Source organism: Aquirufa esocilacus (genome assembly GCF_042715595.1).
GTDB classification, from domain to species: Bacteria; Bacteroidota; Bacteroidia; order Cytophagales; family Spirosomataceae; genus Aquirufa; species Aquirufa esocilacus.
In genome coordinates this window covers 601,556-626,379 of record NZ_JBBKXX010000003.1, presented here as the reverse complement: position 1 = coordinate 626,379, position 24,824 = coordinate 601,556, and the positions used below count along the sequence as shown (strand labels likewise).

The window sequence follows — 24,824 nt, the reverse complement described above, 5'->3', positions numbered from 1 at the left end:
ATGGTGAATGGTAAGTGGTGAATGGTCCTCCGGACTTCGGACTCTTTCCCTACGGACTACCGACTAAACCCCTCCGGACTCATTCCCTCCGGACTACCGACCACTACCCACTACCCACTACCCACTGAAAACTGCCCACTGTTATGAACCACCGCCTCATGCACATTGCCCTCGTGGTAGCCGATTACGACGAAGCCATCGCTTGGTACACGGAAAAATTGGGTTTCACATTAGTGGAAGATACGGTTTTGAGTGATGTGAAGCGTTGGGTACTAGTTCAACCATCTGGCGAAGGTTCTTGTCAATTATTGTTAGCAAAAGCGGCGACGGACGAACAAAAATCGAGAGTAGGTAATCAGACCGGAGGACGCGTATTTCTGTTCTTGCATACGGATGATTTTGAAAGGGATCATGCGAATTTGATCGCTCAGGGCATTACGATTGTACGCGGTCCAAGCGAGGAAGAATATGGTAAAGTGCTCGTATTCGCCGATTTATATGGAAATTTGTGGGATTTGATCGGTTAAAATTTTGATTTTACAGATTTCACTCTACATTTGTATCAAATAACAAAACAATGACAAAAGCAACATACAACAAAAACTGGTGGCAAGGATAATAATCCCTGAACAGTTTCGCTGTGTGTACATGATATGTTTACTAAAGGCTTGCTGTTCAACAGTAAGCCTTTTTTTATTAATTTTGCCCTTTGAAACATGTCTAGCATAAATATACGAACTTCACGGAAAACACTTTTGGCAGATACACTGACGCCAATCGGAATCTTTTTGAAGATTCGCAAAAACTATAAGAACTCTGTCATTTTAGAATCGGCAGATTATCACGGTAAAGAGCATGGCTTTTCGCACATTGCTTTTGATCCAATTGCTCGTTTCGAATTAACGGATTCGAAAGTCACTCAAACTTTTCCAGACGGAACGCAGGAGAATTTCACCTTAGCGAATCGTCCTGATGCGGTAGCGGCGTTGAAAAGCTTTGCTGATCGCTTTGATTTCAAGAAAGAAAAAGGGGATTCGCCGATGGCGAACGGACTATTTGGCCATATCTCCTATGATGCGGTGACCTATTTCGAGGATATCGATATTCAGGCCAAAAATCCCGAATCAGAAATCCCGTCTATTCGGTATTATGTGTACCGTTATGTGGTGGCGGTGAATCATTTTAACAACCAAATGAGCCTCTACGCGCACAGCTACGATGGTTCTGAGCCTAGCTTTGATACGATTACCTACCTGTTAGACATGCCGCATTATGCGACTGCGTCATTCGCTCGTCAAGGGGAAGAGGTGAGTAATTTAACCGAAGACCAGACGCGTGAAATCGTCAATACCTGTATCAAACACTGTTTGCGCGGGGATGTATTTCAAATCGTTCCCTCTAGACGTTTTGCCCAAAAGTTCCAAGGCGATGATTTTCAAGTCTATCGCGCACTTCGCTCGGTGAATCCATCGCCCTATTTGTTCTATTTTGATTACGAGGAATACCGGATTTTTGGAGCCTCTCCAGAGAAGCAGATCAAAATTGAGGGTTCAGTCGCGGAGATTCATCCGATTGCAGGAACATTTAGACGTTCAGGCGATGATGCCCGTGATGCGGAATTAGCCCAGGCTTTGATCGCGGATCCGAAAGAATCAGCAGAACATGTGATGTTAGTGGATTTGGCGCGGAACGATTTAAGTCGTTCGGCGGATAATGTGAAGGTGGAGACGTTCAAGGAAGTTCAATTTTTCTCGCACGTGATTCACTTGGTTTCCAAAGTAACAGGGCACTTGCAAAAGGGCGTGAATCCCTTGCAAATGGTAGCGGATACATTCCCGGCAGGCACTTTAAGTGGTGCGCCTAAACACAATGCGATGACGATTATTAACCGCTTGGAGCCCACAAATCGGGCTATTTATGGCGGGGCGATCGGATTTATGGATTTCGAGGGTAATTTCAATCACGCCATCGCGATTCGTACGTTTTTGAGTAAAGGAGACACCTTGTTTTTCCAAGCCGGAATGGGCGTAGTCGCGAAGTCCGTGGTGGAAAGTGAGATGCAGGAAATTCACAATAAACTAGCCGCCTTGCGCAGAGCATTAGAGGTAGCAGAAAATTTAGCCTAAGGATATGAAAGTTTTAGTGATAGATAATTACGATTCCTTTGTGTACAATTTGGTCTACCTGTTGAAGGAATTAGGCACAGAGGTGGACGTGTTTCGCAATGATAAAATTTCCCTAGAGGAAGTGGGTAAATACGATCAAATCTTGTTGTCGCCGGGTCCAGGGATTCCGTCGGAAGCAGGAATTATGATGGATTTATTGAAGGAATATAAGTCGACCAAAAAAATTCTAGGCGTCTGCCTAGGACACCAAGCAATTGCCGAGGCTTTTGGTTCTCAACTGAGCAATATGGGTGAGGTATTACATGGCGTGACCACCGAATGCGTGGTGACGGACCCGACAGAACGCTTGTTCTTAGATATCCCATCCCGTTTCGAAGTATGCCGCTACCACTCGTGGACGGTAGTTCCATCGACGATGCCGAGTGAGCTAAAGATTACGGCGCAAGATGACAAAGGTTTTGTGTTAGCGGAGGCGCATTCGAAATACGATGTGCGCGGGGTGCAATTCCACCCGGAGGCGTTTTTAACGCAACACGGATTGCAAATGATTAAAAATTGGATGAAATAAGTAATGAAAGATATATTAAATAGACGGGCAGCGGGAGAGGCGTTATCAGAAAACGATGCAAGAGAGATATTGCTGCGTATTGGTCAAGGAGAAATCAATCCAAGTCAAATCGCCGCATTTTTATCCTCTTATTGGTTCAATCCGATTCAAGTGGATGAGCTGAAAGGGTTTGTTTCAGCGATGATGGAATTAGCCATCACGGTGGATCTTTCGGAATTTGATGCGATGGATGTGTGTGGAACGGGTGGAGATGGGAAAGATACCTTTAACATTTCGACGACGTCCTCTTTCATCATTGTGGGAGCCGGTCAAAAAATCGCCAAGCATGGTAATCACGGCGTTTCCTCTTCGGTGGGATCGTCGACGGTGTTGGAGTTTTTGGGATTGAAATTTAATAACGACCCGAAGATCTTGAAACGCAAGATGGAAACGGCGGGAATGTGCTTCTTGCACGCTCCTCTTTTCCATCCAGCGATGCGCTTCGTGGGCCCTATCCGCAAGGAATTAGGGATGAAGACTTTCTTCAATTTGTTAGGACCTTTATTGAATCCTGCCAAAGTCAACAAGCAAATCTCCGGCGTCTATTCGCCAGAAGCATTCGCATTGTATGAAGGATTTTTTGCCGGTTCCGGCAAACAATATGGCATCGTCTATGCGGAAGATGGTTACGACGAAATCTCGTTAACCTCTGCTTTCCGTTTAACCACTCCTGATGGAGCTTCGATTTACAATCCAGGAGATATTGGCTGCGAAGTGGTAGCTCAATCTGAATTGTTTGGCGGTTCTACGGCGGAGGCATCAGCGAATATGTTGTACCGAATATTGCAGCGCGAAGGCACACCCGCACAAACGCAAGCGGTTTTAGCAAATGCAGGAGCTGGTTTGTTTGTAGCAGGCAAGGCGGGCAACCTAGTGGAAGGTTATGCTTTAGCGAAGGAATCCTTAGAAAGTGGTCGTGCTTTCCAGGCTTTCAAGAAATTTATAATGGATTAAGATGAGCATATTAGACCAAATCATAGCCACCAAAAGACAGGAAGTTGCCGCATGTAAAGCGCGCACCACGACTGCTCAGCTCGAAAAACAGGGTTTTTTCGCGCGCGCTTGTCATTCCTTGTCGATGTCTTTAGTTCAGCCGGCTTCCACGGGAGTGATTGCTGAATTCAAGCGCAAATCCCCCTCGAAAGGCATTATCAATGACCGCTTAGGAGTGGATGTGGTGACAAAAGGCTATGTGGAGGCGGGTGCGGCTTGTTTGTCGGTGTTGACAGATGAATCCTATTTTGGAGGAACCTATGCTGATTTCGACTTAGCGCGTCGCACGAACCCGAATTCGCCTATTTTGCGCAAAGACTTTATGATCGATGAATACCAAATCATCGAAGCGAAGTCCATGGGCGCTGACGTAGTGCTCTTGATTGCGGCGGCTTTAAGTCCAGCTGAAATCAAAACATTAGGAACCTTAGCGCGTTCATTAGGTATGGAAACCTTACTCGAGGTGCACGATCAAGAAGAATTAGATCGTTCGCTTGGAGAGTATATTTCCGTAGTAGGAGTGAATAACCGGAATTTGAAGAATTTCTCGGAGCAAAATGTGGAGGCGTCCAAAGTTTTGGCATCCAAAATACCATCCCAATTCGTCAAGGTTTCTGAGAGTTGCATTTCGGGTCCGGAGATCATAACAGAATTAAAAACCTACGGTTACCGCGGCTTCTTGATAGGCGAGAGCTTCATGAAGACCGAAAACCCAGGAAAAGCCTTGAGCGACTTTATTAACTAGGTATGAAGTGGAAAGTATGTGGCATGCGGGAACCAGAAAATATCCAAGAAGTGGCGGCTTTAGGGCCAGACTTCCTGGGCTTTATTTGGGCACCTAAATCGCCGCGTTACGTAGGACAAAACTTTGTCATTCCGGCCTTGTCTGCCAAAACGAAGGCGGTTGGCGTTTTTGTCAATGAAACGACGGACAATATTATCACCTTGTCTAAAAATGCTGGATTCTCGGTCGTGCAATTGCACGGAGAAGAGGGTCAAACAGAAATAGAAGCCTTGCAAGCTGCCGGATTACAGGTCATCAAGGCAATCAGTGTGGGCTCAGCGAAAGATCTCGATCTAACAGACAAGCCTGATTTCTATTTGTTTGATACGAAAAAAGGCGCTCAAGTAGGTGGAACGGGAGAACATTTTGATTGGTCATTATTAACGCAGTATAAATTGGATATCCCCTATATTTTGGCAGGTGGATTGCAGGCAGGGGATGTGGAAAAGGTGAAGGATTTTCCGGGCTTATATGCTTTGGACTTTAATAGTAAACTCGAAATACGTCCCGGATTTAAGGATATCGAGCAAGTGAAAGAACTAGTAAAACAGCTATAATTATGTCATTTAATGTAGATGAGCGTGGGTATTACGGAAGTTTTGGCGGGGCCTTTATTCCAGAAATGTTATACCCAAATGTCGAGGAATTACGTTCCCGCTATTTAGACATTATCGCGGAACCCTCTTTTCAAGAAGAATTCCACGCCTTGTTAAAAGATTACGTGGGTCGTCCTACGCCTCTTTTCAAGGCAGAGCGTTTGTCTGCGAAATACAACACGAATATCTATTTAAAGCGCGAAGATTTGTGTCACACCGGTGCACACAAGATTAACAATACGATAGGCCAAATCCTCGTAGCAAAACGCCTAGGCAAATCAAAAATCGTAGCAGAAACAGGCGCTGGACAACACGGCGTAGCCACGGCAACAGTTTGTGCCTTGATGGGTATGGAATGTATCGTATACATGGGTGCCATCGATATCGAAAGACAAGCCCCTAACGTGGCGCGTATGCGAATGTTAGGTGCACACGTAGTTCCAGCCACTTCCGGTTCAAAAACCTTGAAAGATGCCACCAACGAGGCGATGCGTCACTGGATTAATCACCCGGTAGATACCCATTATATCATTGGTTCCGTCGTAGGACCCCATCCTTACCCGGACATGGTCGCTCGTTTTCAGGCGGTTATTTCCGAGGAGATTCGTTTTCAATTACAAGAGAAAGAAGGCCGTGATTACCCAGACTACGTGATTGCGTGTGTGGGTGGAGGATCTAATGCGGCGGGTGCGTTTTACCATTTCTTAGATGAGCCTCGCACGGCATTGATCGCGGCGGAGGCGGCAGGTCTAGGGGTTAATTCAGGTCATTCAGCAGCGACTACTTTCTTAGGAAAGCCAGGCGTCTTACATGGTAGCAAGAGTTTATCGATGCAAACGGAAGATGGCCAGGTAATCGAACCATATTCGATCTCTGCCGGCTTAGATTATCCGGGAATCGGACCTATGCACGCGCATTTGTTTGAATCCGGCCGTGCGACATTCTTTGGAGTGACGGATGAGGAGGCGCTAGTGGCTGCCGTGGAATGCTCCCAGTTAGAGGGAATTATTCCCGCTTTAGAGACGGCACATGCTTTGGCTGTATTCGAAAGATTGCAAGCTAAGCCGAATGAAATCGTAGTCGTTAATGTGTCCGGAAGAGGGGACAAAGATTTAGCGACTTACCAAAACCGTTTAAAATTGAATGACTAAGATGAACAGAATTTCAGCCCTTTTTGCTTCAGCGACTGAACCCATTTTGAATGTGTATACGACGGCTGGTTTTCCTCGTTTGGAGGATACGATGACGGTTTTGAACGCGCTGCAAGCAGGAGGCGTCGATATTATTGAGGTAGGAATGCCTTATTCTGATCCAGTGGCCGATGGAGAAACCATACAGCTTTCGAATCAAGCCGCTTTAGAACAGGGAATGAGCGTGGCGCATCTTTTCGAGCAATTGAAAGACATGCGTAAAAGCATTACGGTTCCCGTTCTCTTGATGGGTTATATTAACCCCGTTTTACAATATGGTGTGGAGGCTTTCTGCGCGAAATGTGCCGAAGTAGGAGTGGATGGATTGATTTTGCCCGATTTACCGATGGTGGAATACGAGGCGTCTTACCGCGAAATTTTTGAAAAATACGGTTTGTTCAATATTCTGTTAATTACCCCACAAACGAACGACGAGCGCATTCGCCACATCGATTCGGTCTCGAAGGGATTCATTTACATGGTGTCTTCTGCGAGTACGACGGGAGCAAAAACAGGTATCTCTGCTGATCAGGAAGTTTATTTCTCCCGGATTGCCGCGATGAATTTGCAGAATCCACGTTTGATTGGTTTTGGGATTTCGGATCACGAGAGCTTTGTGAAAGCATCTAAGAATGCCTCTGGGGCTATTATTGGTAGTGCTTTTGTGAAGATGATCGCGCAGGCGAAAGACCTTAGTGCTGAGATCGTTGCCTTTGTGCAGTCGATTAAAGGTAAAAACTAGGCAAATGTTTTTGGAAAGAAATATTTTTCCTATCTTTGCAACCCCAATCAGACGATCTTATGCACAAGTGGGCCGCTAAGCGCTGATTATCATCAAATAAAAATTAGTTCAGATGAGCGATTTAATTAAATTCGTAGAGCAAGAAAACGCAGCACGTAGAGGAGAACACCCTGAATTCGCTGCAGGAGACACAGTTAACGTACACGTGAAAATTCGTGAAGGTAACAAGGAGCGTATCCAGGTTTTCCAAGGTTTAGTTATTCAACGTAAAAATTCTGGTGCTGGTGAGTCTTTCACAGTTCGTAAGATCTCTAACGGTATCGGTGTTGAACGTATTTTCCCAATCTTGTCACCAAACATCGACAAAATTGAAGTATTACGTCGTGGTAAAGTACGTCGTGCACGTTTATACTACATGCGTGGTAAGCAAGGAAAAGCGGCTCGTGTTAAAGAGAAGAAAAAATAGGTTTGAGATTTTTTATATAATAAGAAAGCTGTTCAGAAATGAGCAGCTTTTTTTATGGCCACATGTCAGTAATCTCAGCTAGAATTTTACTTTTGTAGGTAAATAAACCTATTGAAATGAAAACTAATGCTTCGAATCGCCGCGAATTCTTGCACAATGCAAGTATGCTAGGCGGTATGGCCTTTTTACCTAGTTCTTTTAAAGACGTCACGAAAACCTTTGCCCCCGAAGTGCCAGCACGCGCCATTGCGCCGCGCATTAAATTTGGGGTCATCGGAATTAATCATAGTCATATCTACGGCATGGCCGCCTCTATTATGAAGGGAGGCGGAGAAATGGTCTCTTTTTATGCGAGGGAGGCAGATTTAGCCAAAGACTTTGCCGCTAAATTCCCCGGTGTCAAGCAAGCCGCCTCTGAAAATGAAATCTTAGAAGATCCCTCGATTCAATTAATCCTAAGTTCCATCATTCCAGTTGAGCGCGCGCCTTTAGGAATTAAAGTGATGCAGCACGGGAAAGATTATATGGTGGACAAACCCGGGATTACGAGTTTAGCCCAATTAGCGGAGGTTCGCAAGGTTCAAAAAGCTACCAAACGCATCTATTCCATTTCTTATAGCGAGCGTTTTGAGAACAAGGCGACGGAGAAAGCGAGTGAATTAGTCGCGACAGGAATGATTGGAAAAGTTATCCAAACCATAGGCACGGGACCACATCGCATTAGTCTGAATGCACGTCCAGCCTGGTTCTTCGATAAGAAATATTATGGTGGTATTATTTGTGATATCGGTTCTCACCAAGTAGATCAATTCTTGCATTTTACGGGTTCTAAGCAGGCCAAAGTGGTTGCTTCTCAAGTGGCTAACTACACCTATCCACAACATCCCGAATTTCAAGATTTTGGTGATTTAATGCTGCAAGGAAACGGTGGTTCAGGATATATACGGGTGGACTGGTTTACGCCGAATGGCCTAAATACATGGGGTGATGGTCGCTTGACGATATTAGGGACGGAAGGATTTATGGAAATTCGTAAGAACACAGACATCGCTTCGCCACACGGAGTGGGAAGTCATTTATATGTGGTAAATAACAAAGAGACCTTGTATGTGGATTGCAAAAATGTGGAATTGACCCATGGAGAAAAGGTGGTGGATGATGTGGTGAATCGCACGGAAACGGCGATGACCCAAGAACACTGTTTTCTAGCCACTGAATTAGCTTTACAAGCACAGGCGAAAGCCACTAAAATAGCACTGACCTAATGAAAAGAAGAAATTTTGTTCAAAAAATCGCCTTAGGTGCCGCGGGTACTTTGGGTTTTCCTACCATCGTTCCAGCGAACGTTCTAGGCGGCAAAGATGCCCCTAGTAATAAAATCAACATCGCCCAAATTGGCTGTGGACGCATCGCGCGCACCCACGATTTGCCCGGCACCTGGAAGCACGACAAGGCGCGTATCATGGCGGTTTGCGATTTAGATCGCCACCGCACTGAAGAAACGAAGCAATTAGTCGAAGAATACTACACGAAGAAAACGGGCCAGTCGAATTACATCGATGTGAAGATGTATGATGATTACCGCGAGATGCTTTTGAATAAAGATATTGATGCTGTGATGATTAGTACGCCAGATTTTTGGCATGCGCAACCAGCGATGGAAGCGGCCCTAGCGGGGAAAGATATTTACTTGCAAAAGCCTACCTCTCTGACGATTCATGAAGGTCGTCAATTAGCTAACGTAATCAAGAAAACGGGTCGTATTTTGCAAGTAGGAACACAGCAGCGTTCTACGTCTCAGTTTAGAATTGCCGCCGAATTAGTACGCAACGGCCGTATCGGAAAATTACATACCGTTAAAATTGGTTTACCAGGTGATCCGTCCGGACCTCCGGCACCAGCGATGCCAGTACCGAAAGGTTTCAATTTTGATATGTGGTTAGGCTCTACTCCCGAAATGGCTTACACAGAGATCGCCGTTCATCCTCAAAAGGGATACGATCGCCCGGGTTGGTTGCGTATGGAGCAATTTGGCGCGGGAATGATTACGGGTTGGGGTCAACACCATTACGATTCTGCTGCCTGGGGAATGGATACAGAATACACCGGTCCCATTTCGATAGAATCGGTGGCTGAATTTCCAAAGTCAGGACTTTGGAATGTACACGGTGATTTTATGTCGAAAGCAGAATACGCAAACGGCATCACGATGTACACTTCAGGAGGTTACCAAAACGGTATTCGCTACGAGGGTTCTGAGGGTTGGATTTTTGTGTCACGCGGAGATTATGCAGCAACGCCAAGTGATCCTACGGCGAAAGTGCGATCAAAAGCCTTAGATGCGTCTGATCCGAAGATTTTGCAATCCGTAATCGGTGAGAAAGAAACACACTTGTATCATTCGGAAGATCAACACGGGAACTGGCTAGATTGTATCGAGTCACGCAAAGAGCCGATTTCTCCGATCGAGATAGGTCACCGCGCCTGTACGGTTTGCTTGATCACACACGTGGCAATGAAAATACCACGCAAATTACAATGGGATCCTACGCAGGAACACTTTGTGAATGATGCGGAAGCCAATACCTGGTTACGTAGAGCACAACGTGCACCTTATGGAACGGATCGGATTAAGTTTTAGATTTTTTCGACCTTTCTGACGTTTTTGTTAATGGTGTCAGATTCGACGACGCCATCACGTAAACGAATGATGCGGTGGGCATACTGGGCAATATCGTCTTCGTGGGTAACCATGACGATGGTATTGCCTTTTTTGTGCAATTGATCGAAGAGATCCATGATCTCATAGGAGGTTTTGGTATCTAAGTTACCCGTAGGCTCATCGGCTAATAAGATAGATGGATCGTTCACTAGAGCACGAGCCACGGCAACACGCTGTCTTTGACCCCCTGAAAGCTCGTTCGGCTTATGTAAGGCGCGGTTGTCTAGTCCCACCCCTTTTAACGCGTTCATCGCGATTTCAGTACGTTCTTTTTTGGTGTAACCTGCATAGATTAAAGGCAAGGCTACGTTTTCAAGTGCTGATTGGCGGGGTAATAGGTTGAAAGTTTGGAAAACAAAACCAATTTCCTTGTTTCTGACGGCCGCTAATTCATTTTCTGACATTTCAGATACATCTTGTCCATTCAAGATATATTTACCCGTAGAGGGCGTATCTAAGCAGCCTACGATGTTCATTAAAGTTGATTTACCAGAACCCGAGGGGCCCATAAAAGCCACGTATTCTCCTTTGTTCACGGAAATATTGATATCCTTTAAGGCATCAATGACTTCCTCTCCCATCACGTAACGTTTAGAAATAGACTGGGTCTCGATAATTTTAGTCATAGCAATCAAATTAATGAATTCAAAAATACATCCATTCTAGGAAACAATTCTCCTTTTTAGACAAAAGATAGCAGGGGAGGATGAATTGAGTGTAGGGTGGATGAGAGGTTTTGGCATAAAAAAAGCCCGAACAAATCGCTCGGGCTTTTCTCTATCTTCAAAGAATCTTACAATCCTTTTGCTTTCTTAACTACTTCGTCAGCGATGTTTTGCGGAACGAATTCGTAGTGAGAGAACGTTAACGATGCTGTTGCACGTCCTGAAGACATTGTACGTAAATCTGTTACGTAACCGAATAATTCAGAAAGAGGCACATCAGCCTTCAAGATAACAGCTCCTTGACGAGAATCCATACCTTTCATGATACCACGACGACGGTTTAAGTCACCTGTGATAGGTCCAGTATATTCGTCTGGAGTAACTACGTCTACAGCCATGATAGGCTCCATTAACTTAGCACCCGCTTGTTTTGCTGATTCTTTGTAACCCATACGAGCTGCTAATTCAAATGATAATGAATCTGAATCGACATCATGGTATGAACCGTGGAATAAACGTACTTTCATTGAATCCATTGGGTATCCAGCCAAAGCACCATTTTTCATTGCTTCTTCGAAACCTTTTTGAACTGCAGGAATAAATTCACGAGGAATTACACCACCCACGATATTGTTAACGAATTCTAAACCTGGTTTGTCATCTTCTCTTGGTCCGATTTCAAATACGATATCAGCAAACTTACCACGACCACCTGATTGTTTCTTGTAAACCTCACGGTGTTCTGTTGTCTTAGTTAAAGACTCTTTGTAAGCTACTTGAGGAGCACCTTGGTTAACTTCTACCTTGAACTCACGACGCATACGGTCGATGATGATCTCTAAGTGAAGCTCACCCATACCTTTGATGATCGTTTGACCAGTCTCTTCGTTAGATTCAACTTGTAATGTAGGATCTTCTTCGATCAATTTAGTGATCGCTTTAGAGAAGTTATCTGCATCAGCCGTTTTCTTAGGCTCGATAGCGTATCCGATAACTGGCTCTGGGAAGTCCATTGCTTCTAATACGATAGGGTGTTTCTCATCAGAAAGAGTATCTCCCGTTTTGATGTCTTTGAAACCTACTACCGCACCGATATCACCAGCACCTAAACGCTCGATTGAGTTTTGCTTGTTTGCGTGCATTTGGAAGATACGAGAGATACGCTCCTTATTTCCTGAACGGTTGTTCAATACATAAGAACCTGAATCTAATCCACCTGAATAAGCACGGATGAAACATAAACGACCTACGTAAGGGTCAGTTGCAATTTTAAAGGCCAAAGCCGCGAAAGGCTCAGACTCACTTGGCTTACGTAAAATCTCTTCGCCCGTATCTGGGTGAGTTCCTTTAACGCCTTCTTTGTCCATCGGAGATGGTAAGATAGCCATTACGTAATCCAACATTGTTTGAACACCTTTGTTTTTGAAAGATGAACCACAAAGCATTGGAACGATTTTCATAGAGATCGTAGCTGCACGTAAAGCGGCTAAGATTTCATCTTCTGAGATAGATGCTGGATCTTCGAAGTATTTCTCCATCAAAGACTCATCAAACTCAGCTACTGCTTCTAATAATTTCTCACGGTATTCAGTCGCCTCTTCTAACATATCATCTGGGATAGGTACCTCAGTGAATGTCATTCCTTTATCTGCTTCGTTCCATTTGATACCACGGAAGTTAACCAAGTCAACTACCCCTTCGAATCCTTCTTCAGCTCCGATAGGCAATTGCAAAGGCACTGCGTAGCTACCTAACATTTCTTTCACTTGCTTACACACGTTTAAGAAATCTGCACCTGAACGGTCCATTTTGTTAACGAAACCGATACGTGCTACGTTGTAGTTATTCGCTAAACGCCAGTTAGTCTCTGATTGAGGCTCAACACCATCTACTGCAGAGAATAAAAATACTAGACCATCTAATACACGTAATGAACGGTTTACCTCTACTGTAAAGTCAACGTGACCTGGAGTATCGATAATGTTGATGTGGTAATCTTGATCGCGGTATTTCCAACCTACTGTTGTTGCAGCCGAAGTGATCGTGATACCACGCTCTTGCTCTTGCTCCATCCAGTCCATTGTTGCCGCACCATCGTGTACCTCACCAATTTTGTGGGAAACCCCTGCATAATACAGGATACGTTCCGTAGTGGTGGTTTTACCCGCATCAATGTGCGCAGCAATACCGATGTTTCTAGTGAATTTTAAATCGCGTGCCATTTTAAAAGGTTAATTATGAAATGATTTTTTTAATCCGTTTTTGAATCGTTTGCTAATTATCAAGTACTTGGACAACATTCTCGTTCGAGTACTTGTTTAGGGGTGCAAAATTACTGAAACTTAGTTAAATACAAAAGTTTTTTCCAAATGATTAATAGCTTTTTACAATTACTTTATCCCAAATGTTGTTTTGCTTGCGATGAGGTGCTTATTCGATCTGAAAATTGGATCTGTACCCGCTGTCGATTCGAACTGCCTAGCCCCGGATTATTCCTAGAACAGCCTAATTGGATCTCGCACAAGCTCGACGGATTGATTGACTATGATCGCGTGCACGCCTATTATGTGTTTTCGGAGGGTGGAAAGGTGCAGCATTTATTGCACCAGATAAAATACAAACGGCAGGAGCGATTAGGGGAATATTTGGGGAGTTGTGTGGGGCGATCATTTTCAACGAAAGAGTATGATTTGCTCATCCCAATGCCACTACATCCTTCTCGGTTAAAAGAACGAGGTTATAATCAAGCCGCTTGTGTGGCAAAGGGGATTTCGCGCGCTTCCGGCATTCCCATGTCTGAAACACATTTACTAAGAACGAAACAGGTTGCTTCGTTGATCGGGTTGAATCGAGCGGAACGTTATAAAACCTTAGAGGAAGTATTTGAAGTGTTGCGACCGGGCGAACTGGACGGCTTGCGGATATTACTCATAGATGATACGCTAACCACGGGTGCGACGTTTTTAGCGGCAGGGGCCAAAATAAAAGCAGCCAGCACCGGGAAATTGTCTTTCTTAGCACTGGCTGCTTTAAAATGAGTTTATACTTATCGCTTCGTTGGTTTTCCTGGAGCGAACATCGCGCAACGGAAGCCAATCGTAGAAGACGATTCGTTTTTATCTAAATATCGACGGGTTCCTGGAGATAACCAATAAGGGCCATCTGCCCAAGAGCCACCTTTGTAGACTTTGGCATTATCGTTAATCAAAGAATTTCCTTTATCGTATTTATTCGCTGGATCTTGTGCTTCTGAGCGACGGGCTGGGTTTAAATCATTGGCATCATCAAGTGTCAACGGGCGGTAGGTATCCATCGTCCATTCGTTCACGTTACCTGCCATATTATAAAGTCCAAAATCATTCGCCGGGTAAGAGTAAACTTCGGCTGTAATCATGGCACCGTCATTTGAACGGCCTGCAAGACCAGAATAATCACCGCGACCACGCTTGTAATTCGCTAGCATTTGACCACGCGTTCTACCAAAAGGCTGGCGCATAGAGGGCCCATCCCAAGGATAAATACGTTGATTTTCTTGATTCTCATCCTCCTGCTGTGTCCCGATCATCGCTTTCGCAGCGTATTCCCACTCAGCTTCTGTAGGCAAACGGTATTCAGGTAAGATTAAACCTGATTCCATATTTGCTACAGGATTCTTGCGGTTTCTTGGTTTTCCTTTCGGGAAAGCGACATTCTTGTTAACTACAGCTGTTCTCCAGGCCGCGTAATCATTTGCTTGCTTCCAAGTCACCCCTACCACTGGGTACAGACGGAAACCAGGATGGCGGAAATAATGCGTCACATACGGATCATTATAGGCTAATTCATCTAACCAAACGGTCGTATCAGGAAGCGCAGCATTGTAGGCATTTAGCGTAGAATCACGCTTGATGGCATCTAAATACTCTAAGTAGTGTAAGTTTGCGATCTCCGTTTCATCCATGTAAAAAGATTGAATCGTCACAGTGCGTTGACGGTTATCATTGCGCTTCATCACATCTTCTTCTCCTCCGCCTAACGTGACGCGACCACCCTCTACAAAGACTAAGTTAGGCCCTACGATAGGTCCTTTGTAGGATTTGTTTACTTGGAATCCTCCTTTTTTGCTGTTGTAAGCAAGTCCTGTTACCGTAGATTTTTTGCCCACTTTAAGGCTATTGGGATTGCCATTTTTAAGTCCACTAGGGCAAGATGTGAGCAAAAACACACAACTTAACATGCCTAGGATTAATCTTAATTTCGTACTCATTTATGTTCCGTTAAAATAGAATCAATTAACAAAGGTATTAATTACCCCAAAATATCCACTAAAATAGTATTTAATTCTTTAATACTACTCACCTTGTCGATTTGCAAGATCATTTTTCCTGATTTTTCCCGCAATTGGCACAATCCCTTTTTGTTGTTCACGAAAGAAATAACCTTTATGATGAGATTTTGATCAAGTGGTCGAGCAGACTCCGATGAAACGAAGTGAAACTTCAGATTATTGTTTTTCAACAAGATTTTTTCAATTCCTAACATCTGTGCTTTCCAGCGGCACTTGACTAATTCTATCATATCACTGACCTCTACGGGTAGGTCGCCAAAGCGGTCTTTGATCTCCTTAATAAAGGTAGCAAGCGTTTCTTCGTCCTCGATTTCGTCTAGACGGGTGTAGAGGGCGAGGCGTTCGGAGATGCTTTGGACATATTCCTCAGGAATCAACACTCGCAAATCCGTCTCAATCGTGCAATCTACTTTGAGCATTTCTGCCACTTGTTCTACATCGACTTCGAAGAGTTTGCGGAACTCATTTTCTTTTAATTCTTGCACCGCTTCATCGAGAATTTTGTGGTACATATCGTATCCCAAATCATTGATGAAGCCACTTTGTTCCGCTCCCAATAGGTTTCCGGCACCGCGAATATCCAAGTCGCGCATCGCCACTTTGATCCCATCTCCTAAATCGGAAAATTCCTCTAATGCACTCAAACGCTTACGTGCATCGCTGGTTAAATTCGCTAAGGATGGCGTGGCTAAATAACAATAGGCCTTTTTATTGGATCGACCTACGCGACCTCGCATTTGATGGAGGTCAGATAAACCAAAGTTATTCGCATTTAATATGAAGATCGTATTCGCGTTTGGAATATCCAATCCCGATTCGATGATATTTGTAGCCACGAGTACATCATAATGGCCCTCGATGAAGCCCATCATGATTTTTTCGAGCTGGTCACCTTCCATTTGGCCGTGGGCTACGGCGATTTTAGCGTCTGGAACTAAGCGTAAAATACGATTCGCAATGCTTTCTAGTTCTCCAATGCGGTTGTACACCACGAAAACTTGACCTCCGCGACTAATTTCTTCTCGCACCCCATCGCGAAAGATCTCGTCAGATAAGACGACTAACTTTGTTTCTACCGGCTGGCGATTAGGCGGAGGCGTGGCTATAATACTCAAATCGCGTGCTCCCATTAAAGAGAAATGAAGTGTTCTAGGAATAGGAGTGGCTGTCAACGTCAGTACATCTACATCCACGCGCATTTCTTTCAGTCGATCTTTTACTTTCACCCCAAACTTCTGTTCTTCATCGATAATCATTAAGCCCAATTGCTTGAAATGTACATCCTTGTTTACGAGACGGTGAGTTCCAATCAAAATGTCGGTTTCACCACTCGCAACGCGGGCCAAAGTTTCGTTGATTTGTTTGGTTGATTTGAAGCGGTTAACGTATTCCACTTTGCAGGGGAATGCAGCTAAACGATCGTGAAACGTGCGGTAATGCTGCATCGCTAATACGGTCGTGGGCACTAAGACGGCCACTTGTTTCGAATCCGCTACGGCCTTGAAAGCAGCGCGGATGGCGATTTCTGTTTTTCCAAAACCTACGTCTCCACACACCAACCGATCCATGGGATGCGGTTTCTCCATGTCTGCTTTCACATCGATGGTCGCTTTCGCTTGATCCGGCGTATCCTCATAGAGGAAAGATGATTCCAGCTCGGCTTGTAAATAAGTGTCTGGGGAGAAAGCGAAGCCGGGCGCATTTTTGCGTTTGGCGTAGAGGGATATAAGCTCTTTGGCAATATCCTTTACCTGTTTCTTTACCCTGGATTTTTTGTTGTCCCAATCTGGTGAACCCAATTTGGACATCGCGGGAGGAGCCCCCTCTTTGCCGGAATATTTAGATATTTTATGTAAGGAATGAATCGAAACGGATAAGACGTCGTCGTCGCGGTAAATTAGGCGAATAACCTCTTGTTCTCCGTTCGCGGTTTCTACCAAATTTAATCCCGCAAATCGACCAATTCCATAATCAATGTGTGTGACGAAATCACCCACTTGCAACGACCTAAGTTCCTTTAAGGTTAATGCTTTATTCTTTGAAAACTTATTTTTTTCCTTGTAGCGGTGGTAGCGTTCAAATAGTTGGTGGTCCGGATAAAAAGCTACCTTGGTTTGCTCGTCCACAAACCCCTCCCGCAGTGAAATTTGCAAGGGTTTGAACTGAATACTCGTGTTGATTTCATTAAAAATCACTTCGAGTCGTTCTAATTGCCGCGGGGATTCGGAACTAATAATATTGTGAAAACCGTGCGTTTGATTGTCTAAAAGGGTGGTCGCTAAACGCTCAAAATCTTTTTGGAATGCGCCAGGATTCTTCGCGGGAAACAGAATTGTTTCTGAATTTTTTAAATGAGACCTTTTGCCAAATTCTATACAGCCAAATCCCTGCAACGACTTTTTAATCGTCTTTGCGGTTTCCCAACGTTCTTCGGGCTTGTTTAATAGATTGATATCGGAGGACGAATTGACCTCATAGACCATTGTCCCTTTTTCAAAATTCTCTGTCAATACATCGCTCAATAGGCTCAGGTCTTTGATCCAGATTTTTGTGTTTTCTGGCAAGAACGTGAAAAAGGATTCCCGCGTTTCTTGCACTAATTTTGTTTGCACATCGGGGATGAGGTGCATCGCAGAAACGGATTGAATGGAAAGCTGGGTTTCTGGATGAAAAGTTCGAATGCTATCGACTTCATCTCCAAAAAAATCGAGGCGGTAAGGGTATTCCGCCGCATAAGAAAAGACGTCTAAGATACCTCCGCGCACCGAATATTGGCCTGCTTCGTAGACGAAATCTGTTCGTTCAAAATCGTATTCGTTTAACGTTTCAGCCACGAAATTGCGATCAATTTTATCACCTACCCGGATGGATAAGGTATTTTTGACCAAAGACTTTCGGTTAATTACCTTTTCGGTCATCGCTGCGGGGTAGGAAACGATGGCGAGACTTTGGCCTGAATAATTACTTAAAATATTGAGTACTTCTGCCCGTAATAACACGTTTGCATTGTCCACTTCCTCCCATTCGTAGGGTTTCTTGTGGGACATCGGAAATAAGATGACTGCGGTGTCCCCAATGAGGGCCTGCAGGTCATTATAGACGTATTGCGCCTCTTCCTTTTCATCACAAATGATGAGGAATGGTTGCTTTTCTTTTAGGAAAGCAGACATCAAAACTGTGTCAAGTGAACCGCAGAGGCCTTTTAGGTGGAGGGATTCGCCCGGTTTGGACGTAGTTATCTTGTCAGAAATGCTTTGGACAATTCCGTCGCTCTGGTAGATACTGAGAAATTCTTTGACGATCATACGTGCAAAAATTCCCTACAAAATTTACGTAGGGCTTGCAAAGGTAGGAAATTTTGTATCTTTGTGCATCTACAAAAAGGGGTGCCCCTAAAAAAGGCTGAGATTATACCCATTGAACCTGATGCGGGTAGTGCCGTCGAAGGGATTTTGTCGAGTTTTTAGCGCTGAAAACTCAGAAAAAATCGTCAATGTAAGGGTTAAAAAGTTAAATCATAACAGGATTTGGCTCCTTTACCTGTTGCTAAAATTCAAAAAAATGAAAAAGGCAACAACGCTTATTATTACGCTTATTTTATGTGTGCAAGTTCTTTGGGCTCAAAAAATCCAAGGAATCGTCTTCGATCAAGAAACGAAAGCTCCTTTATGGGGTGCTTCTGTGACTGTGAAAGGAAGCCAGAAAGGAAACGTGACGGATGCGAAAGGTCAATTCCATCTAACCGTCGCTAAAGATGCGATTCTCACTGTTAGATTTGTGGGCTATGATCCACTAGAAATTGCTGCCGATAAAGCCAGCCAAATCGCGCTGAAAAAATCCAATTTCTTACAAGATGAAGTCGTGGTTCGAGCGACTCGGGCGGATGAAAATTCAGCGATGGCCTATTCGAATGTATCGGCTGCCGAATTAGGGAAAAGTAATCTAGGCCAGGATATGCCTCAATTACTCAATTTCACGCCTTCAGTTGTTACTACGTCAGATGCAGGAGCGAGCGTGGGTTACACGGGTATCCGTATTCGTGGTTCCGATGCAACCCGTGTGAATGTGACCGTGAATGGTATTCCGATAAATGACTCGGAATCGCAGGGTACTTTTTGGGTGAATATGCCCGACTTTGCGAGTTCGGTGAATTCAGTCCAAATCCAACGCGGCGTGGGAACGTCAACAAACGGCGCGGGAGCTTTTGGAGGGTCAGTAAATATGCAAACGAATTCGTTTGAGCCTAAAGCTTATGGCGAAGTGAATGCTTCAGGTGGATCTTTTGGAACACTAAAAACGACAATTAAAGCCGGTTCAGGTTTGTTAGGTGGAAAATTTACGATTGATGGTCGATTGTCTCGCATTGTTTCGGATGGTTTTATCGACCGATCTTCTTCTAATTTGTTGTCTGCTTATTTCTCTGCGGGTTATTATGGTGCTAAAAGTTTCATCCGTTTGAACTACTTCACCGGGAAAGAAAAGACGTATCAATCTTGGTATGGAACACCTGAAAGTAGGATCAATGGATCAGTTTCTGAAATGCAGGCCTACATTGATCGAAATTATCTTTCCGCTGCGGAGGCTGATAATTTGTTGAATAGTGGCCGTACCTATAATTATTATACCTACGATAATCAGACGGATAATTATGCCCAAGATCACTACCAATTAATGACGAATCACCGGTTGTCGGAGGTTTGGAACTTAGATTTGAATGCGCACTATACCTATGGCCGGGGGTATTACGAGGAGTTTAAGCCCGATGCGGCGATGTTGAATTATGGAGTGACTTCTATTGTAGCAGCAGATGTTATTCGCCGTAAATGGTTAGATAATGATTTCTATGGCTCGACTTTTGCCTTACATTATACAGGTTCTCAAAAGTTCAAGTTTACTTTTGGGGGAGCCTGGAATCGCTACATTGGGCGTCATTTTGGGGTGTTAGTAGATCCATTGCCAGGAGTGGAATGGTACCGCAGTCGCTCACAAAAAACGGATTTAACCTTGTATGCAAAGACGAATGTGGTTTTATCCGATCACTGGAATGCCTATGTGGATTTGCAGTACCGTACGGTGGGTTACCGGATGCAGGGGACGGCTGATAAGTTTTTGGCTTTAGATTCAGACAACACGTATTCATTCTTTAATCCCAAATTTGGCCTAACACATCAAATTTCAGAACAATCTAAACTGTATGCCTCTGTTTCTGCTGGAAGTAAGGAGCCGAGTCGCCAAGATTTTGTGGACAATCCAGGAGCAGCACCTCGCGCAGAATATTTGCAAGACTATGAACTAGGTTACCAGCGTTCTGGTACAAAATATGCATTTCAACTGAATGGCTATTGGATGAATTACCAAGATCAGCTCGTTTTGACGGGAGCGGTCAATTCCACAGGGGATGCGATCCGGAAGAACGTCGATGAAAGTTATCGCTTGGGGGTAGAGGCTTCCTTGAATTATCAAATCTCGAAGCGTTTGCTTTGGAATGGGAATGTGACGCTAAGCCAAAACCGCATCCGCCAGTTCAAAGAGGAAATTGTCGATTATGATACCTATGATTTGCCAGTCATACTACACAAAAATACGGATATCGCCTATTCTCCATCTCTTATTGCAGGAAATACGCTGACCTATATGGTAGGCGCTTTCGAAGCGAGTTTGTTGAGCAAATATGTGGGGAAACAATACTTGGACAATACATCGAATGAAGGCCGCTCCTTAAAAGCCTACACGACACAAGACATTCGCTTGAAATACACGATGAAGAAAGGCCCGGCTTTTACGCTGTTAATGAACAATGTATTGAACGAGCTATACTCTTCGAATGGGTACACGTACTCGTACCGATATGCGGGAGCCACGACGACCGAGAATTTCTATTATCCGCAAGCCGGATTTAATTTCTTGCTGGGAGCAAGTATTCGATTCTAAACGAAAAAGCCTCAGACCGTAAAATCTGAGGCTTTTTTTAGTTCATTAAATCCCATTTCCATCCCCATTTCGCGAGGCGGTAACGGACAGAATACCAAAGAACCCCTAAACCATAGATAGAACTGCGTTTAAAATTAATCGATGAGGCTTCGTCAAAATACTTCGTAGGGCAAGTCACTTCACCTACCTCGAAACCTTTCCAAAAAAGTTGTAAGACCATTTGGTTATCGAAGATGAAATCATCGTCGCATTTCGTGAATTTCACGGCTTCCAAAGCTTCTTTCGAAAACGCCCGGTATCCCGTGTGGTATTCAGAAAGCTTTTGGTCGATCAGTATGTTCTGAAACAAGGTTAACAGGCGATTCGCGATGTATTTGTAAATCGGCATACCGCCCTTTAGGGCTCCTTTTCCTAAGATACGTGAGGCGAAAACCACCGGATACAAGCCATTCCCGATGATCGAAATCATCGCTTTTAACAACATGGGCGTGTATTGGTAATCCGGGTGAAGCATAATGACGATATCACCGCCTAGTTCTAAAGCTTTGGTATAACAAGTCTTTTGATTCCCCCCGTAACCCAAGTTTTTATCGTGTCGAATGACGTGTTGAATTCCTACGGCTTTAGCTACTTCTACGGTATTGTCCGGGCTGTGATCATCCACTAAAATCACTTCGTCTACCCAATCATGGGGAATTTCGTGGTATGTTTTTTCTAGGGTTAGCGCGGCCTTGTAAGCGGGCATAACGACGATGACCTTTTTACCTTCGTACATAATTATTTCTAAGCTATTTTTGCGACCTTTGTGCGGCCAAAGTGTAAAATTAAATATTTATGAGCGAAACGCTATTTTTTCTTCTTTTTTCAGTGGGTGTGATGGCAGTGATGCTAATTGACTTAGGTATTTTTAAAAAAGAAACGGCGGCCGAAGTGACGTTTAAGGAAGCGGGTTTCTGGACAGGAATGTGGGTTTTATTAGCGATTGTTTTCTATATTTTCTTAGGGTATAACGGGGCGATGGTTCACGGAATTACCGATATGGCAAGTTTAAAAGCTGTGCAACAGGCCTATGCGGCACATATTGATTTAGGGTCTGGTTCGTACTTGGAAGCCTTAGCCACTTTTCAGAATAATCTTTCCTTAGAGTTTATCACGGGCTATTTAGTCGAATATTCTTTGTCAGCGGATAATGTTTTTGTGTTCATTTTGATCTTTAATTCTTTCGGGGTCCAAAAACGTTATTATAAGAAAATACTTGTTTGGGGGATCTTAGGCGCGATTGTTTTACGCTTGATTTTTATCTTTTTAGGGGCTGCCTTATTACAGAAATTCGATTGGATTATTTACGTTTTCGGGGCATTCTTGGTCTATACGGGGGTGAAGATTTTGTTTACAAAGCACGAGGACGAGGAAATTGATACGGCGAATCATCCGGTTGTTCGTTTATTATCTAAGTTCTTCAATGTGTACAAAAGAAATGTGATTGGTCACTTTTTTGTACGGATGAAGAACACGGGTAAAATCTTTATTACGCCTATTTTTATCGTGGTGGTGGTTATTGCCTTTACCGATATTTTATTCGCAGTCGATTCTATTCCGGCCATTTTCTCCATCTCAAAAGATCCCTATATCGTCTTCTTTTCGAATGTTTTTGCCGTGATGGGGCTTCGTTCGTTGTTCTTTTTCCTTTCAAGCCTAATGGGCTTGTTCCGTTTCTTACCGATGGGCTTGGGCGTGTTATTGAGCTTCGTGGGAGCTAAGATGTTAGCACATTCGAAGCTAGAAGAATGGGGTTTTGGTACACTTTCTTCTTTAGCCGTAATCATCGGTATCTTGACTATCAGTATTTTGTTAAGCGTGATTTTTCCAGAAAAGAAAAAGGCTTAATGCCATTCATTCACCAGCTTTCGGTATTGTAATGGGGGTGTTTTCATCCAGGCTTTGAATTGCTTATTAAAGTGGGAAATGTTGCCAAAACCGCTCTCAAAGCACACTTCAATCATCGGTTTATTCGTTGTGCGCAATAAGGTGCAGGCATGTTTTACCCGAAATTCCGTCACCAATTCCACAAACGTTTTGTTCGTCACTTTCTTGAAATACCGACAGAAAGCTGTTTCCGTCATATTCGCTAAATGAGCTACCTCATCCAAATGCACTTCTTGCGTGTAATTCGCAATGACATAGGCATAAACTCGATTGATCCGCTCCAAATCCCCCTCGGCAATGGCATAATTACCCTCAGTCGTATCAATTGCCTGCACGTCAGCGGTGGAGATTCCGATGGTGTGTAGAATTTGCAAAAATGCCAAAAGTCGAGGAAACGGTGCCATTTCACTCAAGGCTAACATGTCCCGTGCAATTTTATCTTGTGTGGGACCCACGATGGAGAATCCTGTTTTTGCTTTCTCGAATAGATTTTTCAGTCCAGTGCAGGCCTCATTTGATAAAAATTCTTCCCCTAAAAAATCCTTTCTAAAATGAATCACTAAGGCTTGTGCCCCATCTAGTGCAGGATCTTCTAGTAGCCAATCTTTTCGGTGGTTCTGCCAGCAATGAGGCAGGTTTTCTCCCAGTAAAACGAGATCGCCAGGCCTAAAATCGGTGATTTGATTTCCAATAAAGCGTTTTCCTTCTCCAGCTATAATTAGTGTTAATTCAAGCTCGGGATGGAAATGATAGGGTGCGTCAAAACGAGCCTGTTTCACGTGTTTGATTTGAAATCCAGAGGTGAGGTGTTCGCGTTGTGCTTTCATTTAATTTTAGCCTTTCGGGGGTTTGATATTCGTATAAAGGTAAAATTGCATCTTTTTTGGCCAAAATTGAGGTAGCCGACCAAAATATTTTTCGAAATCTTTGCAAGAAAAAAGATGTTAAACCAACCCTTTCCCCTTTCGCCGGAGCAAAGAACCTATTTTGCCACGAATGGACACGCTTATATTCCTGGATTAATCTCAGCTGAAGAATTACAGCCTTATCGTCAGGCGATTTTGGAGTGGGCGGATGATTTTAGGTCGCAGCAAAAGCCGATGGAGGAGCGAGATACCTATGGTAAGGCGTTTCTGCAGATGATGAATTTGTGGGAAAGTTCGCAAACGGTGAAAGAATTCACCTTAGCTAAACGCTTCGCTTCAGTCGCAGCTCAATTATTAGGGGTTAATAATGTCCGATTGTACCATGATCAAGCTTTGTTCAAAGAACCCGGCGGTGGTCACACCCCTTGGCATCAGGATCAATATTATTGGCCATTGGATACCCCTAAAACGGTGACGATGTGGATGCCTTTGGTGGATATCGAAGAGGGGATGGGTATGCTTACGTTTGCCTCGAAATCATCCGGTGCGGATCTACCTAAGCTGGAGATTTCCGATGCATCTGAAGCTTTAATAGGTGACTATGTGGCCAAACAGGGCTATGAAATTGTGGCCCAAAAATCCATGAAAGCAGGTGATGCCACGTTTCATTTAGGCTGGACGTTGCATAATGCGCCAGGTAATGAATCAACTAAGATGAGAGAGGTAATGACGATTATTTATATGGATGCGGAGGCTCGGGTAATGGAGCCACAAAATCCGAACCAAGAGGCAGATCGCCAGCGTTGGCTAAAAGGTTTGGCACCTGGATCGCCCGCAGCTTCCGCCCTAAATCCCCTTATCGGAGATTAGGACAGTCGCAGGC

21 protein-coding genes and 1 riboswitch are annotated in these 24,824 nt (G+C 44.1%); of the genes, 15 read left to right on the top strand and 6 right to left on the bottom strand.

Annotated features, from left to right (window positions below; genetic code table 11):
* Positions 1 to 143: 143 nt before the first annotated feature.
* The 11 genes from SKC37_RS11370 (at position 144) to SKC37_RS11320 (ending at position 10,145) form a co-directional block, all read left to right on the top strand.
* Positions 144 to 527, top strand: coding sequence for a VOC family protein (locus tag SKC37_RS11370; protein ID WP_377981580.1), 384 nt, complete (start codon positions 144 to 146; stop codon positions 525 to 527).
* A gap of 189 nt (positions 528 to 716) precedes the next feature.
* Complete coding sequence (locus SKC37_RS11365) at positions 717 to 2,126, top strand: anthranilate synthase component I family protein (protein ID WP_377981579.1); 1,410 nt, start codon at positions 717 to 719, stop codon at positions 2,124 to 2,126.
* Between the two features lie 4 nt (positions 2,127 to 2,130).
* Complete coding sequence (locus tag SKC37_RS11360) at positions 2,131 to 2,694, top strand: anthranilate synthase component II (protein WP_377981578.1); 564 nt, start codon at positions 2,131 to 2,133, stop codon at positions 2,692 to 2,694.
* A 3-nt stretch (positions 2,695 to 2,697) separates the two neighbouring features.
* Positions 2,698 to 3,687: an anthranilate phosphoribosyltransferase gene (trpD, locus tag SKC37_RS11355; protein ID WP_377981577.1), complete on the top strand. Its 990-nt coding sequence runs from the start codon at positions 2,698 to 2,700 to the stop codon at positions 3,685 to 3,687.
* Between the two features lies 1 nt (position 3,688).
* Positions 3,689 to 4,471 carry an indole-3-glycerol phosphate synthase TrpC gene (gene trpC / locus SKC37_RS11350; protein ID WP_377981576.1) on the top strand — a complete coding sequence of 261 codons (783 nt, stop codon included), beginning with the start codon at positions 3,689 to 3,691 and terminating at the stop codon, positions 4,469 to 4,471.
* A gap of 2 nt (positions 4,472 to 4,473) precedes the next feature.
* Positions 4,474 to 5,067 carry a phosphoribosylanthranilate isomerase gene (locus SKC37_RS11345; protein WP_377981575.1) on the top strand — a complete coding sequence of 198 codons (594 nt, stop codon included), beginning with the start codon at positions 4,474 to 4,476 and terminating at the stop codon, positions 5,065 to 5,067.
* Between the two features lie 2 nt (positions 5,068 to 5,069).
* Entirely contained in the window at positions 5,070 to 6,257 is a 1,188-nt protein-coding gene (gene trpB, locus SKC37_RS11340) for a tryptophan synthase subunit beta (protein WP_377981574.1), read from the top strand.
* A 1-nt stretch (position 6,258) separates the two neighbouring features.
* Positions 6,259 to 7,038: a tryptophan synthase subunit alpha gene (gene trpA, locus SKC37_RS11335; RefSeq protein WP_252623439.1), complete on the top strand. Its 780-nt coding sequence runs from the start codon at positions 6,259 to 6,261 to the stop codon at positions 7,036 to 7,038.
* A gap of 112 nt (positions 7,039 to 7,150) precedes the next feature.
* Positions 7,151 to 7,504, top strand: a complete 354-nt coding sequence (rplS, locus tag SKC37_RS11330) for a 50S ribosomal protein L19 (protein WP_130894795.1) — start codon at positions 7,151 to 7,153, stop codon at positions 7,502 to 7,504.
* A gap of 116 nt (positions 7,505 to 7,620) precedes the next feature.
* Positions 7,621 to 8,769 (top strand): Gfo/Idh/MocA family protein, encoded by a 1,149-nt coding sequence (locus SKC37_RS11325; protein ID WP_377981573.1) that lies wholly within the window; start codon positions 7,621 to 7,623, stop codon positions 8,767 to 8,769.
* The gene (locus SKC37_RS11320) at positions 8,769 to 10,145 is read left to right on the top strand and encodes a Gfo/Idh/MocA family protein (protein WP_377981572.1); all 1,377 of its coding nucleotides are present in this window, start codon (positions 8,769 to 8,771) and stop codon (positions 10,143 to 10,145) included. Before SKC37_RS11325 ends, SKC37_RS11320 begins: the two co-directional genes overlap by 1 nt.
* Here the strand turns inward: SKC37_RS11320 and SKC37_RS11315 are convergent.
* Positions 10,142 to 10,852 carry an ABC transporter ATP-binding protein gene (locus SKC37_RS11315; protein ID WP_377981571.1) on the bottom strand — a complete coding sequence of 237 codons (711 nt, stop codon included), beginning with the start codon at positions 10,850 to 10,852 and terminating at the stop codon, positions 10,142 to 10,144. The two genes, SKC37_RS11320 and SKC37_RS11315, sit on opposite strands and share 4 nt — an antisense overlap.
* 167 nt (positions 10,853 to 11,019) lie before the next feature.
* On the bottom strand, positions 11,020 to 13,113 hold the full coding sequence (gene fusA / locus SKC37_RS11310; RefSeq protein ID WP_252623447.1) for an elongation factor G: 2,094 nt from the start codon (positions 13,111 to 13,113) through the stop codon (positions 11,020 to 11,022).
* Positions 13,114 to 13,260: 147 nt separating this feature from the next.
* Between fusA and SKC37_RS11305 the strand changes: the two genes are divergently transcribed.
* Positions 13,261 to 13,929, top strand: a complete 669-nt coding sequence (locus SKC37_RS11305; protein WP_377981570.1) for a ComF family protein — start codon at positions 13,261 to 13,263, stop codon at positions 13,927 to 13,929.
* A gap of 8 nt (positions 13,930 to 13,937) precedes the next feature.
* Here the strand turns inward: SKC37_RS11305 and gldJ are convergent, their stop codons facing one another.
* Both gldJ and mfd read right to left on the bottom strand, forming a co-directional pair.
* Positions 13,938 to 15,137, bottom strand: a complete 1,200-nt coding sequence (gene gldJ, locus SKC37_RS11300; protein ID WP_377981569.1) for a gliding motility lipoprotein GldJ — start codon at positions 15,135 to 15,137, stop codon at positions 13,938 to 13,940.
* Positions 15,138 to 15,178: 41 nt separating this feature from the next.
* Positions 15,179 to 18,523, bottom strand: a complete 3,345-nt coding sequence (gene mfd, locus SKC37_RS11295; protein WP_377981568.1) for a transcription-repair coupling factor — start codon at positions 18,521 to 18,523, stop codon at positions 15,179 to 15,181.
* A gap of 67 nt (positions 18,524 to 18,590) precedes the next feature.
* Positions 18,591 to 18,685: riboswitch (TPP riboswitch) on the top strand.
* A 94-nt stretch (positions 18,686 to 18,779) separates the two neighbouring features.
* Between mfd and SKC37_RS11290 the strand changes: the two genes are divergently transcribed.
* Entirely contained in the window at positions 18,780 to 21,149 is a 2,370-nt protein-coding gene (locus SKC37_RS11290) for a TonB-dependent receptor (protein WP_377981567.1), read from the top strand.
* A 37-nt stretch (positions 21,150 to 21,186) separates the two neighbouring features.
* On the opposite strand, the gene SKC37_RS11285 is transcribed toward SKC37_RS11290, so the two are convergent.
* On the bottom strand, positions 21,187 to 21,924 hold the full coding sequence (locus tag SKC37_RS11285; protein ID WP_377981566.1) for a glycosyltransferase family 2 protein: 738 nt from the start codon (positions 21,922 to 21,924) through the stop codon (positions 21,187 to 21,189).
* Between the two features lie 53 nt (positions 21,925 to 21,977).
* Between SKC37_RS11285 and SKC37_RS11280 the strand changes: the two genes are divergently transcribed.
* Positions 21,978 to 23,036: a TerC/Alx family metal homeostasis membrane protein gene (locus SKC37_RS11280; protein WP_377981622.1), complete on the top strand. Its 1,059-nt coding sequence runs from the start codon at positions 21,978 to 21,980 to the stop codon at positions 23,034 to 23,036.
* On the opposite strand, the gene SKC37_RS11275 is transcribed toward SKC37_RS11280, so the two are convergent.
* A complete protein-coding gene (locus SKC37_RS11275) occupies positions 23,033 to 23,902 on the bottom strand; it encodes an AraC family transcriptional regulator (protein WP_377981565.1) in 870 nt (289 codons plus the stop codon). The two genes, SKC37_RS11280 and SKC37_RS11275, sit on opposite strands and share 4 nt — an antisense overlap.
* A 114-nt stretch (positions 23,903 to 24,016) precedes the next feature.
* Between SKC37_RS11275 and SKC37_RS11270 the strand changes: the two genes are divergently transcribed.
* Positions 24,017 to 24,811 (top strand): phytanoyl-CoA dioxygenase family protein, encoded by a 795-nt coding sequence (locus tag SKC37_RS11270; RefSeq protein WP_377981564.1) that lies wholly within the window; start codon positions 24,017 to 24,019, stop codon positions 24,809 to 24,811.
* Positions 24,812 to 24,824 lie beyond the last annotated feature (13 nt).